This is a genomic window from Terriglobia bacterium (assembly GCA_020072815.1).
Taxonomy (GTDB): domain Bacteria; phylum Acidobacteriota; class Terriglobia; order Terriglobales; family Acidobacteriaceae; genus Angelobacter.
In genome coordinates, this window is sequence record JAIQGE010000003.1 from 101,741 (window position 1) to 114,541 (window position 12,801).

Sequence of the window (12,801 nt, forward strand, 5' to 3'; positions counted from 1 at the left end):
CGTCACTATTGCAACTCCTTGGCCATCTCATGCACGGCGGCCGTCTGGTAGAACGACATCAGGTCCGCGTGGCCGGCCAGCGTTTCGCGCTCTTTGCCATCCACCAGGAACTTCACCTTGTTTACGCCGGGGACGTTGGCGCTGAGCGTCTCAATGAGCGAAGTCAGAGTCATCTCTTCCAGCAGAATTCCCGAGGGATGCCCGTCAGCAAACGCCGCGTTGGTGTCCACCACCAGGGAGTCATCGCTGAGAAGATAGACGTTGCGTATGTCCGCGCCTTTGGGCATGGGATGAGGCGACGGCCGCTGCAGATACTGAGCCAGAACGGCGCGCATGGCTTCACGCGCGCGCAAGCCGCGGCCGGCAGGCATGAAGATTTCGGTTTCGCGCCAGCGCAGGACCTGGTCGTCGTCGTAGGCCACTAGCACTCTGATTTTCTCCTGTGCTCCGGCCATCACGGGCGACATTGGGATTTCGGGCAGCCCCTGCGTGGTCAAAGCTTGTTCGCCGTGCTCCAGGCGGATAATGAAGACGCCGCTGATCAGCACGGCCGCCAGGAGAAACACAATCATGATCTGGAAATGGCGGGGAATCACGGACGCGCCCCCATCTGGCCGCGCATCTGGGCGATGCCGGAGGCAATCGCCGACGCGACCGCGTTGTGCCGCCGTTGACTCTCCAGGGAACGCAACTCGCCGCGTTCCGGCGCCAGTTCCACGGCGATGGCCGGCGCTACAATGTTATTCAACGGCCGCAAGGGCACGCGCAGCGTGGTCACGTCCAGGTTCTTTTTTTGCAGCTCGCGGGAAACGGCGCGCGCCAATGCCGTGCTGCGCTCCAGGGAAGATGCTTGCGCGGTCTCCCAGGACAGGAAGCGAATTTTTCCTTGCGTCGGCGGAGGAGCCGAGGCGGGCGTCGAAGCCAATAAGGGCGCGTACACGCGGACGCCTTTGCCCGGCAATCCGGCGTGCAGGGCAACGTAGATCCCGCCGTGCTGCTCGTTTGAAGCCTCGGCGCGGCGCTCCAGGCTGAGGCCGGCGTCTCCGTCGCGCAGCATGCGGACGGGGATGCCGCGGTCCTGCAATTCCCGGCGCAGGTCGCGCGCCAGGGCCAGAGTCACGTCTTTCTCATAGAACTTGGGAGCAAACACCACGCCGCGATCATCGCCGCCATGGCTGGCGTCAATCAAGACCACAAATTCCGGCTGCGTACGTTTCTGTTTTTCGTCTGAAGCCTGTTCTGGCTGGGATGCACCTGGGGACGCTGCGGGCGCGGGAGCCGGCTCTGCTGACTGGTCTTGGGCCGCGGCGTGCGCTGTCAAAAAAGATGCGGCGGGCGTCGCCGACAAAGCGGCAAAGCCCATCGGGACCACGAGCATGCAGAAAAAGCACACGGCGATCGGCGGCAGCGCGGGACCGCGGTTAATCCAGCGCATAGATGGTAAGCCCGCTGAGAAGCTTGGGATAAAAGTCGGTTGACTTCTGCGGCAGGACTTCTCCGGCAAACGCCATGCCGCTGACCTGGTCTATCCGCACCGGGTTGAGAAGAAATGCCACGTTGGCTCCCTGGCGCACCCAGGAAATAGCTTCAAAAGCGTCGCGTTCGTACTTGATGTTTTCCTGGTTGCGGACGGCCTCCTCGGAAATCCCCAGGATTCGCTCCAGCATGATCTTGTGCAGCTGCACCACGTCCAGCGCGCGTTGGCGCTCGGAGACGGTAGTCAGGGCGTCCAGCACCTCGTGTTTTTTTGCGCGCAGCAGATACGGGCCTTGCCGGGTGACGGCGACGAACGCAGTTCCGTCGCGCCCGGCTTCTTCCAGCACGGTAGTAGCGCTGCGGCTTTCTTTTTGCATATCAATGCGGTCAATCTCAAAGTAGCGGCGCGCGCCATCCAGCATCTGTTCGCGGTCAAAAGTGGGCAGCCCGTGGATGATGCGATGCGTGGGCAGGATTACCAGCCCGGGATCCTCCATGCGGACCAGGGTCATCATGACGAACTCGTGCGGCGCTTGCGGATCGGACTTGCCCGCTTTTTCCCGCTGTTCGTTTCTGTAAGCCAGCGCGGTTTCGTAGCGATGGTGGCCGTCGGCAATTAGTAACTTCTTATCGCGCATGCGTTCCTGCAGCGCGCCTACCAACGCGGGATCGGTGATGCGCCACACGCGATGCAGCACTTCGTATTCATCCAGAAGAGAAATGTCCGGATCTTCTTCCGCTTGCTTGGCCAGCAAGCCTTCCACTTCCGCCTGGGGATCGCTGTACAACATGAAGATCTGGCCAAAATGGGCGCGGGCGGCGCGCAACAGGTTCAAGCGGTCCTGGCGCGGCTTGGAGTGAGTTTGTTCGTGGCGAAAGACCACGCCTTCAGAGTAGTCGTACAGTCGGCCCAGCGCGATGATCCCGCGACGCTCGGCCAGTTCGGGAGTGCCGGGGAGGGTAAAGGTTTCCGCGTATAGATAGAGCGCGGGTTCCGCGTCTTGCTTGAGAATCCCGGCGGAGCGCCAGTCGTGCAGGTACTCAGCCGCGCGGGTGTAAACGTTAAATAAATCAGTATCAGTATCGCCAGGCTTGCCGAGAATGATGCGCACCAGGTTATGGGGACTCAACTCGTAGTAGCGATTCTGCATCTCCGGAGTGATCTTGTCGTAGGGCTGGGTAACCACCTCTTCCAGTTTTACCTGGTGAGGGTCATAGCGCAGCGCTTTAAACGGGAGGATTTCTGCCATGGGGATACGGACCTATTGCATTCTACCAAGCGCGCGGAAAACCTGTGCGGAAGGGAGGGCCGCCGTCTGCATCGGCGGCGGATTTTGGGCTTCCCAATTTGATGGTCAATGTCCAAGTTCCAGTGTTCAGCGTTGTTCTAGTGTGGTAACATCGGGTTAAAAGTGATGAGGTCATAAGTATGGCCCGCTTGGAACGGCGCGGGTATTGCACACCGCGTTCCCCCGAAGTAGGTGGTTTCTTAGCGATGAGCCGGACCCGGCTGCGTATTCGTCTCTGCCCGGCCAGGGCTGGTTGGCTGAGAGGCCTGCTGGCGATGACTGTTTGGCTCAGTCTGAGCGCGTACCTCTGCGCGCAGGACGTAAACGTCCACATTGAGCCCCGTCCCACCACTGATCCAGCCACCAAGCAAACACTGAAAACACCTGAGACTGAAAGCTCGGTTAAAATCAGCCGCCTGCCGACCATCAAATCGGACGTGGACCTGGTGCTGGTGACGGTCACCGTCACTGACGATTGGAACCGCATTGTCACCGGGCTGGACAAGGAAAACTTCGGCGTGCTGGAAGGCCCTGAGCCGCAACAGGTGAAGTATTTCTCCAGCGAAGACGCTCCCATATCCCTGGGCGTGATTTTTGACATGAGCGGCAGCATGTCTGACAAGATTGAAAAGGCCCGCGAGGCGGTGATCGAATTCTTCAAGACCGCCAACCCGCTGGATGAATTCTTTATGGTCACCTTCAATGACCGCCCTGAACTGCGCGCGGACTTTACCAAATCCATTGAGGACGTGCAGGGCAAGCTGGTGTACACGCTGCCCAAAGGCCGGACGGCGCTGCTGGACGCCATTTACATGGGCGTGAACAAGATGAAGGACGCGCACAACGCCAAGAAGGCCTTGCTCATCATCTCGGACGGCGGCGACAACCACAGCCGCTACACCAGCAACGAGATCAAGTCCATGGTGAAGGAAGCCGACGTGCAGATCTACGCGATCGGCATTTTCAGCCTGGCCCCGAACCAGCCGGAAGAGATTTCCGGCCCGGCCCTGCTGACTGACGTCACATCGGTCACCGGTGGAAGGTTGTTTACCATCAGCAATCCGAACGAACTCTCTGACGTGGCCACCAAGATCGGCATCGAGCTGCGCAATCAATACGTGCTGGGATATCGTCCCTCCAACAAGGCCAAGGACGGCCGGTGGCGCAAGATCCGGGTGAAACTCAACCCGCCCAAGGGGCTTCCCCATCTGAATGTGTACTCAAAGACGGGATACTATGCCCCGGCCCAATAAGAAGACGTCAGGAGAGCTGTTAATTTCGTGGGTGCTCATGGCGGCGCTGATGGCCGGGCAGAATCCTGCTTCGGTCCAGCCCGCGTCACAATCCCCAGCGCAGAACGTCCCGCAACAGGTTCAGGCCACTCCGGTCCCGCCGGATATTGACCCGGCAGATCCAGCTTTGCCGCTTTGGGCCCGGAGCAAAGCTCCCGCTGGGACCAACCCCAGCATTCCTCCAGTGGCTACGGCGTCACCCGCGCCAGGGCCTTTGCCCGAGACCGGCGAAGTCAAACGTAGCGGCGGCGGGTTTGTCATTGGCGTCCGCGTGGACGAGGTCACCCTGCAAGCCACGGTGATTGACCACAACAAACGCCTGGTCACCGACCTGAAGCAATCCGATTTTGCCGTTTCTGAAGACGGCGCGCCGCAGCGCATCACCCATTTCAAGCATGAAGATATTCCGGTTTCCATGGGGATCCTGGTGGACAACTCCGGCTCCATGCGCGATAAACGGAGCGCGGTGACCAAAGCCGTGGTGAATCTGGTGCAAGCCAGCAACGCCGAGGATGAAGTCTTCATCGTCAATTTCGACGACGAGCCTTATCTCGACCAGGATTTCACCAATCAGATCCCGCTCATGCGCGAGGCCCTGGAGCGCTCCAACACCCGCGGCGGCACCGCATTGTTTGACGCCGTGATCGCCGCAGCCGACCACCTCAAGGCCGGGCGGCGGGAAAAAAAGGTCTTGCTGATCGTGACCGACGGCGAAGACAACGAGAGCCGGGAAACCCTGGAACAGTGCATTCGCGCCGTCCAGTTTGATAACGGCCCCACCATCTACGCGATTGGCATTCTGGGTGAGTATGGTAAGCAGAGGAAAGCCAAACGCGACCTGGAAGCGTTGTCCGCCCAAACCGGCGGGCTCGCGTTTTTTCCCAAGACCATTGAAGAAGTGGACGAGATCAGCCAGGAAGTGGCGCGCGACATCCGCAACCAATACACCATCACCTACAAGCCGAGCAACCCGCGCGTCAACGGCGGCTTTCGCTTCGTGAATGTTGAAGCCCGTGCGGAGGGCCATCGCGGCCTTGCCGTCCGGACGCGGCGCGGATATTTTGCCGGCGAACAGAAAACCGCCGCAACTCCGGTCAAAGCTCCAGCGGCCAGGAAGTAAATTCCTTCCGAACAGCGCTCTCTTTACTACCTGGGCACTCGCAGCAGAAATACGGTGCGCCATTTGGGTTCGGGCTCTATATTTCCAGCAGACAAATATGCTCCCCCTCGCCCGGCACCAGGCAGTGTCCCGCAGGCAAGACCGTCTCATGCGCGAATTGGGACGCCATGAAGCCCATCTACAGGCCTGGATCAGCCAGTCCGCGAAGAATGCGCGCTGGTTTCGCAAAGACCCCATCGGCGCCATGCGCGCCGCCGGCCTGAACATTGACGACGACCTGATGTGCGAACTGGAGCGGATCACTGCCGGAATCGCGCGCAAGCTGAAGTAACTGAAGCGGCTAACGGCAATTTCCGAGTTGCCCATCACTCGCGTGCTATCCAAACGTCGGATCAATCTTTCCAGTCACATGCAAGTTTTTCGCCTTGGTCCGAAATTTGCTAAAACTTTGGAAATAGCGGTACGTCTAACCCCCTGACGGAATTCCTGAAAGCGGATCAAAACAAGGTGCAATCTACAATGAAACGGTCTTTGAAATGGTCTTCGCTTGCGCTGGTTGCGGTCACCACTCTGCTTGCTGCCGCCGGAATGAGTGTTCACAGTCAGGCCCAAACCCAGAATCAAGCTCCGGGTCCGGCGCTCTCCCGGTCCGACGAGATGTTGGACAGGTGGAACGACATTGGGAACAAACTTGTCGCCATGGCGAAGGATTTTCCCGAAGACAAATACGACTTCAAGGTGCAGAAGGACCAGCGCACCTTCGCCCAGAATCTTCTCCACGCCGCCGCACTGGATTTCGTTCTGATACGCAGGATTTCCGGATCCAACGTCGGGCCTGACTTCGGCAAGGGCGACAATCCTTCGCGCGACGTTTTCAAGACCAAGGCCGACGTAGTGAAGTTCATGCAGGAGGCCGTCGCGGACGGAGCGAGAGTCATTCAACAGCAGGGCGACGCGGGGTTGGACAAGACATCAAAATTCTTTGGGAACCGGATGGCCAACAACTCCTCCATCTGGACGTTTGCCATCGAGCACAGCGGCGAGCACTATGGCCAGCTTGTGGTCTACTATCGTGCGAACAACCTGGTGCCACCGGACTCGCGCCGCTAATCCGGTAATCAGGTCCTTGAAAATTCAAGACTGCAATTTCTGACTCCCGTATTGCCGGCTACTCGGAAGTTAGGCGCCGAACACGGCTGTTGGAACTCACTTTCGGCGTGGTCGCAAAACTCGTCACAATTCGCCACCGCAAACCTGGCATCCATTTACTATCCTCAATCGTCATTCACAAGCGTTTTTTGACCGCGTCCTCCAACTTCCTTTAGCATCTCCTCTCACAAACCTTCATCCAACGAGCCAGCGTTCGCTTGTAAAGCTGGCTCAATCAAAGGAGCTTATTGATGAGAAGAAATGCAGTGTTTTTGTTCCTTACGCTCGCCTTTGCGGTGCTTGCCGCGACCGCCGGCGACAAGCCGCTTGCCGTGGGCATGATTCCCGATGCCGGCGCCACGCAGATTTCCATCCAGGAAAAAGAACCTCTCAAAAACTACCTGGCCAAGCACCTGGGCCAGCCGGTCAACCTGATCATTCCCACCAACTACAACGCCACCGTGGAAGCCCTGGGGAACGGTTCCCTGGACTTTGCATACCTTGGCGGCCTGACGTACGTGAAGGCCCACAAGACCTATGGCGTGGTTCCCCTGGTGCAGCGCACCAGTGATCTGGAATTTCACTCGCTGTTTATCACCGGAGCAAACTCGTCCATCAGGTCGTTGGCGGACCTGAAGGGCAAGAACTTCGTTTTCGGCGACATCAATTCCACCAGCGGCCACCTGATGCCGTATCTGGAGTTGAAGCAGGCCGGCATTGACGTGGAAAAGGACTTCAAATACCGCTACAGCGGCAGCCATCCCGCAACCGCCAAGGCCGTGGAGTCCGGGGCCGCGGACGCTGGCGCGCTTGACGAAAGCGTTTACAATGCCATGGTCGCCGAAGGCAAGCTCGACAAGGCCAAGGTCCGCGTGTTCTACACGTCCAAGCCGTTTCTCGACTACGTTTGGGTGGCGCGCAAGGACGTTGGCAAAGCCGAGCAGGAAAAATTTGCCAAGGCGTTTACCGATCTGCAGGAAGGCAAGGACGATCAGATTCTGGGCATCGTGCGGGGCAAGAAGTTTGTTCGCGCCAGCGATGACCGGTATGAAATCCTCAGGAAAGTGGCCGAAGAGTTGAAAATGTTTTGAGCTGAGCTGAATCCCTGCGTTGCCGGGAGAACAATTAGTGACGGTACTCAACATCCAGGACCTGGTCGTGGTGCGCTCCAAGCACGCGCCGCCGGTCTTAAATGGCATCTCGCTCTCGCTCGGTCGCGGCGAGAAGGTGGCCATCCTTGGCCCCAGTGGCGCGGGTAAGACCACTCTCTTCCGCGCGATCAACGGTTTTGTTCCCATCCAATCCGGAAGCATCACGGTAGACGGAATTTCCGTGAAAGGACTTCACGGCAGGCGCTTGCGTGAACTGCGGCGCCATATCGCCGTGGTGTCGCAGAGGCATGACCTGGTGGACCGCCTGCGTGTCCACCAGAACGTGATGGCTGGGGCCTTGGGACGGTGGTCGGCTTGGCACGCGTTGCGGTTCCTGTTCTGGCCCAAAGCTGCAGAGCTGGCGGAAGCCGAGGCAGCTCTTCGCCGGGTGGGCATCGCGCACAAGCTGCGCGAACGTACATCCGACATTTCGGGCGGCGAGCATCAGCGCGTGGCGGTGGCGCGCGCGCTGGTGCAGCAGCCGTCACTCCTGCTGGCGGATGAACCTATCGCGTCACTCGATCCCGACCTGAGTGACCAGATTCTTGCTTTAATCTGCAGCCTGGCCAGCGAAGCCGGCTTTGCTTTGCTGTGTTCGCTGCACCAACCGGAATACGCTTACAAATATTTTGACCGGGTCATCAAGATCCAGCAGGGCGTTGCTGATTTTGCCGAGTCGCGCCCGGATGGGAACGCGGACCGGAGTCTGCGGGTGGCGGACTGATGCACATCTTGGAGAACTTCTTCGCGCAACTGCGGCTGTTTTTTCCGCCCGACCTCACGCCGTCCTTCCTGTGGGCGGAGCGCGTGCCGCTGTTGCAGACGGTGGAGATTGCGGCCGGGGCCATGGTGTTCTCGCTGAGCATCGGGCTGCTGCTGGCGTTGATCATCGGGGCACGATTGCCGGGCTCGCGCGTGCTCTACGCGGCGCTGGTTACGTTGCGCTGTATTCCGGATTTAACCATGGCGATTTTGTTCGTGGTGCTGGTGGGCATCGGACCGGGCGCCGGGATGCTGGCCATTGCCGTCTACTACGGCGCTGCCATGGGAAAGGTCTGCGGAGATCTATTTGTTTCGGCTGATCCTGGGCCGGTGGAATCGCTCTCTTCCACCGGCGCCGGCGCGTTTACCGTGGCGTTTTACGGACAGCTTCCGCTGCGGCTGAAAGACCTGCTGACTTACGGCGCCTATGATTTTGAATGTGCCATGCGCGCCAGCGTGATTGTGGGCGCGGTGGGTGCAGGCGGGATCGGCACGGAGTTGGTGGGGACCATCAACAACATTGACTACCGCCATGCCACCACGCTCATCCTCATGCTGGTGGCGCTGATCGCAGTCTTTGACCTGGGTGCGTTCGCCGTGCGCAAGTATCCGCAGCTGTTGCTGCTCTTCCTGGCCGGCGGACTCTATTCTGCGTGGGATTGCCGTCCGCAGATGTTTGCCTGGTCGCATACTTTGGATGTCCTGCGGCGCATGTGGCCGCCAAAGCTTTCGATTGATCAAGTGCATGCTCTTCCGCAACTCATCGGGGAGACCCTGGCGATTGCCTTCGGCGGCACGGCGCTCGCCGTGCTTTTCGCGATTCCCCTCGGCGCAGCCGCGGCACGCAATCTTGCTCCCGCGTGGATGCACTTCCCCGTCCGGCGATTGTTGGAAGGTTTGCGCGCCATTCCTGAAGTGATCTGGGGACTGCTACTGGTCACCACCGCGGGCATCGGCCCCAAAGCCGGAGTCTTCGCCCTGGCGCTGCACAGCGCGGGAGTCTTCGGCAAGCTGTACGCCGAGTCCATTGAGAACGTGCAGTGGGAGCCGGTGATGGCCCTGGCCGCGACGGGCGGGCCGCGTGTGGCGATCGCCGGGTTTGGCCTGATGCCGCTGGCGTTTCCGCCCATGGCTATCCATACGCTGTTCCGGTTTGAATGGAATATTCGTGCGGCCACGATTGTCGGCATGATTGGCGCCGGCGGCATTGGAGGTGCGCTGTTCAACGCGCAACAGCAATTCTTTTATGATCAAATGCTCGCCTATCTGCTCATTACCTGGGTGCTGGTGATGCTGGCAGACTGGGCCAACGGGCAAGTGCGTAAACGCTGGAAAGTGACGGAAGGCCAAATATGAAAGCGCGCCCCAAAGTGGTGGTCACGCATCGCGTGCACCAGCCGGTGAAGGACCTGCTGGGCAAAGAGTGTGACGTGGTCGCCAATGAAGAGATTGAGGCCTGGTCGCGGACAAAACTTCTTGAAGTGGCGCGCGATGCCGACGGCCTTCTGGTCTTCATGCCTGACCTGATAGATGAAGCTCTTCTGGCGGCATGCCCTGACTTGAAAGTGATTGCCGCCGCACTGAAAGGCTATGACAACATTGACGTGGCGGCCTGCACGCGACGTGGCATATGGGTGACGATTGTGCCCGATTTGCTGTCGTCGCCCACGGCTGAGCTGGCGCTAACGCTTACGCTGGGTCTCACGCGTAACGTGCTGCCCGGCGATCGCCGCGTGCGCAGCGGTGAGTTTCACGGCTGGCGTCCCGTGCTGTATGGCGGCGGGCTGGTGGGCAGGACGGTGGGCGTCGTCGGCATGGGACGGCTCGGGCAAGCGTTTGTCCGGTTGCTCGCCGGCTTCAATGCCAAAATCCTTTATTGCGATCCTGTCCAGCTTTCGCCGGTGCAGGAAGCGTTTTTAGGCGTGGCGCGCGCAACGTTCGATCAGCTTCTTGAGCAGAGCGATGTTGTGGTGGTGCTGGCGCCGCTAACCAACTCCACCTTGCACATGATCAACGCGGCAGCGCTGAGCAAATTGAAAGCTGGTGCGTACCTGGTCAACGTCGGCCGAGGATCGGTGGTAGATGAACAAGCGGTTGCGCAGGCGCTTCAAGCAGGCCGCCTGGCGGGATATGCAGCCGACGTCTTTGAGATGGAAGATTGGGCGCGGCAGGACCATCCTGCAACCGTCGAGCCGGCGCTGATCGGCGACGCGCAGCGAACTCTGTTCACGCCGCATCTGGGCTCGGGGGTGAAAGCCGTTAGGCTGGAAATCGAACTGGCTGCGGCCAGCAGCATTCTTACAGTCCTGCGGGGCGAGCGGCCACCAGACGCCATCAATGAGCCGCCAAGCCGTTCATTCTAAGCGGCTATTAGCAGTCTCATATCTGCAAGAGGCGGTCGTTCTCTAGGGCGTTCTGCTTAGCTTGTCACCTGAAAAACTGAGAAAAAGACCTCGCGCCTATATTTCCTGAGCTTTTTGACTGCACCACACCAATAGAGCCCAAATCGGGGCTTGTTCTTGCGCGGGCTTGCGGGCCGGAAGGTCTCCCGCGTGGGAATTGGTTTTTGAAACCATCGGGCCTTGGGACCGTCGGCAGAGAACCTGCTTTGGCGTCTCCCAAGGCCCTTAAAATTTTCTGGGCAGACGATTCGCGCGGCTTGGCGATGGCGATGGGCGCGGCTGATTCGCGACTTTCTCTGCGCAAACCCAACGTCTGGACGCGACGCCTTTAGAGGGTTGCCACTCCGTTATGCTAAGCCGAGCCGATGGCTGGGTATAATCCCTTCGTGCCTGCTCGTCCTAATCCAAACCCGAGAAACACGGCCCAGACTTTTCCCCAACGCAGCCTGGTGTTCGCGGAATACAAGCGGCGTACCGGCGCGTGGCCCGTACTTTCCATGGCGCTGTACTTCGGACGCTTCGTGCTCATGCTGGCCGGCGTCTCTTTTCTCTTCTGGTATGGCCGGAGCCACGCCGAATCCCAAGTTCGAACCACGATCTACTTTCTACTGGCCACTCTGCCCGTGGCTCTGGCGTGGAGTGTGACCGAGTCGGTGGCCTGGAACCGCGACTTGCGGCGCCAAGGCCTGATTCCACCTCGAACAATTCTTGGAGTGAGGCAGCTTCCGCCGGAATAACAGGCAGCGCGCCCGCGAAGCCGGCTCTTTTACCACAGAGATCACAGAGGAACTCAGAGGCAAAGCCGGAGAACCACAAAGGACACGAAAGCGCCGAGTGGCTTGCAGCAAGCACATAAAACGTCCTGAGTGTGCGGAATTCCCTGGCGGTTTGTCGCGAAGCGACCCAAAAAAGGGAGCGCGCAGTCTTCCGGGATCCACGCACCCCCCTTTTAGCAGTCGACGGATGAGCCTGCTGGGGAGATAGAGTATTTCAATGTCGAAGAGGTTGCACACTGTTTCTAGTCACATCGAACCCTGACCAAGCGGACAAGGCCTGGGCGATTGCCTGGACATGTCGCAAATCTTTCCGTAGTACAGTTCATTGTTTGGAACATGCGTGGTTTTCCCCTTGACTTTCGTTGCGCGGAAGTCTGCCTGGGCGGAGGATTTGCAGCAAAGCACTGCCGGCGTGTTACTCTAAAAAGTTTGGTTCCTGATGCGGCCTCCAATTGCTGAGAACATTACCGAGTTAGTGGGTGAAACCCCGATGCTGCACCTGCGTCGCATGACGCCGGCGGGCGCGGCGGACGTGTTCGTCAAACTGGAGTACCTGAATCCGGGGGGCAGCGTGAAAGACCGCGCGGCCATAGGGATGATTCAGCGTGCTGAGGCCGAAGGCCGCCTGAAGCCGGGAGCCACCATCCTGGAAGCCACAGCCGGGAACACCGGCATCGGACTCGCCCTGATAGGCGTGAACAAGGGCTACCGCGTGGTGGTGTGCGTGCCGGAGAAATTCGCCGAAGAGAAAGTCAAGATCATGCGGGCCCTGGGCGCAGAGGTGATTCGCACACCGGAAGAAGCCGGCATGCAGGGCGCGATCAAGAAGATCAAGGAAGTCGCCGCCACCATCCCTGACAGCTTTACCGCACTGCAATTTGAAAACCCCGCCAATCCTGATTTTCACCATGACACTACGGCCGCGGAGATTTTTGCGCAGATGGACGGCCGTCTGGACGCGATCGTTGTCGGCGTAGGCACGGGCGGGACTTTTTCCGGCCTGGCCCGCTACATGAAAGAAAAGCTGCCGCAGGTGCACACTGTGGCGGTGGAAACCCAGGGGTCCGTGCTGCAAGGCGGCGCGCCGGGACCACACAAGGTGGAAGGCATTGGCAGCAGCTTTGTTCCCAAGACGTTTGACCGCAGTGTTTGCGACGAAATCATCATGGTCAATGACCAGGACGCCTTCGCCACGGTGGCCCAGATGGCCAGGCAGGAGGGCATCCTGGGCGGATCCAGCGCCGGCGCCAACGTCTTTGCCGCGCTGCAGGTGGCGCGCAATCTGGGCAAGGGCAAGCGCGTGGTGACCATTATTCCGGATTCGGCGGAGCGCTACATGTCGAAAGACATTTTTGCCGGCGGAGTGTAGTAACTGGCAGAGGAG

13 protein-coding genes are annotated in these 12,801 nt (G+C 59.5%); 10 read left to right on the top strand and 3 right to left on the bottom strand.

Going from position 1 to position 12,801, the window contains the following annotated elements; all coding sequences use genetic code 11:
* Positions 1-5: 5 nt before the first annotated feature.
* From LAO20_05640 to LAO20_05650, 3 genes are read right to left on the bottom strand one after another with little or no spacing between them, the layout of a single operon-like run.
* Complete coding sequence (locus LAO20_05640; protein MBZ5530894.1) at positions 6-596, bottom strand: GerMN domain-containing protein; 591 nt, start codon at positions 594-596, stop codon at positions 6-8.
* A complete protein-coding gene (locus LAO20_05645; protein MBZ5530895.1) occupies positions 593-1,435 on the bottom strand; it encodes an N-acetylmuramoyl-L-alanine amidase in 843 nt (280 codons plus the stop codon). The genes LAO20_05640 and LAO20_05645 overlap by 4 nt, the downstream gene beginning before the upstream one ends.
* The gene (locus tag LAO20_05650) at positions 1,422-2,726 is read right to left on the bottom strand and encodes a DUF1015 domain-containing protein (GenBank protein MBZ5530896.1); all 1,305 of its coding nucleotides are present in this window, start codon (positions 2,724-2,726) and stop codon (positions 1,422-1,424) included. Before LAO20_05650 ends, LAO20_05645 begins: the two co-directional genes overlap by 14 nt.
* 314 nt (positions 2,727-3,040) lie before the next feature.
* On the opposite strand from LAO20_05650, the gene LAO20_05655 reads away from it, so the two are divergent.
* The 10 genes from LAO20_05655 to cysK all read left to right on the top strand — a co-directional run bounded on the left by LAO20_05655 (position 3,041) and on the right by cysK (position 12,786).
* Complete coding sequence (locus LAO20_05655) at positions 3,041-4,018, top strand: VWA domain-containing protein (GenBank protein ID MBZ5530897.1); 978 nt, start codon at positions 3,041-3,043, stop codon at positions 4,016-4,018.
* Positions 4,002-5,177: a VWA domain-containing protein gene (locus LAO20_05660; GenBank protein MBZ5530898.1), complete on the top strand. Its 1,176-nt coding sequence runs from the start codon at positions 4,002-4,004 to the stop codon at positions 5,175-5,177. The genes LAO20_05655 and LAO20_05660 overlap by 17 nt, the downstream gene beginning before the upstream one ends.
* A gap of 97 nt (positions 5,178-5,274) precedes the next feature.
* Entirely contained in the window at positions 5,275-5,508 is a 234-nt protein-coding gene (locus tag LAO20_05665) for a hypothetical protein (GenBank protein ID MBZ5530899.1), read from the top strand.
* A gap of 188 nt (positions 5,509-5,696) precedes the next feature.
* Positions 5,697-6,287, top strand: coding sequence for a DinB family protein (locus LAO20_05670; protein ID MBZ5530900.1), 591 nt, complete (start codon positions 5,697-5,699; stop codon positions 6,285-6,287).
* A 290-nt stretch (positions 6,288-6,577) separates the two neighbouring features.
* Entirely contained in the window at positions 6,578-7,417 is an 840-nt protein-coding gene (gene phnD, locus LAO20_05675) for a phosphate/phosphite/phosphonate ABC transporter substrate-binding protein (protein ID MBZ5530901.1), read from the top strand.
* Positions 7,418-7,454: 37 nt separating this feature from the next.
* A complete protein-coding gene (locus LAO20_05680; GenBank protein ID MBZ5530902.1) occupies positions 7,455-8,201 on the top strand; it encodes an ATP-binding cassette domain-containing protein in 747 nt (248 codons plus the stop codon).
* On the top strand, positions 8,201-9,595 hold the full coding sequence (gene phnE, locus LAO20_05685; protein ID MBZ5530903.1) for a phosphonate ABC transporter, permease protein PhnE: 1,395 nt from the start codon (positions 8,201-8,203) through the stop codon (positions 9,593-9,595). The genes LAO20_05680 and phnE overlap by 1 nt, the downstream gene beginning before the upstream one ends.
* On the top strand, positions 9,592-10,602 hold the full coding sequence (locus tag LAO20_05690; GenBank protein MBZ5530904.1) for a hydroxyacid dehydrogenase: 1,011 nt from the start codon (positions 9,592-9,594) through the stop codon (positions 10,600-10,602). Before phnE ends, LAO20_05690 begins: the two co-directional genes overlap by 4 nt.
* A 404-nt stretch (positions 10,603-11,006) precedes the next feature.
* Entirely contained in the window at positions 11,007-11,378 is a 372-nt protein-coding gene (locus LAO20_05695) for a hypothetical protein (GenBank protein MBZ5530905.1), read from the top strand.
* Between the two features lie 478 nt (positions 11,379-11,856).
* Complete coding sequence (gene cysK / locus LAO20_05700) at positions 11,857-12,786, top strand: cysteine synthase A (protein ID MBZ5530906.1); 930 nt, start codon at positions 11,857-11,859, stop codon at positions 12,784-12,786.
* Positions 12,787-12,801 lie beyond the last annotated feature (15 nt).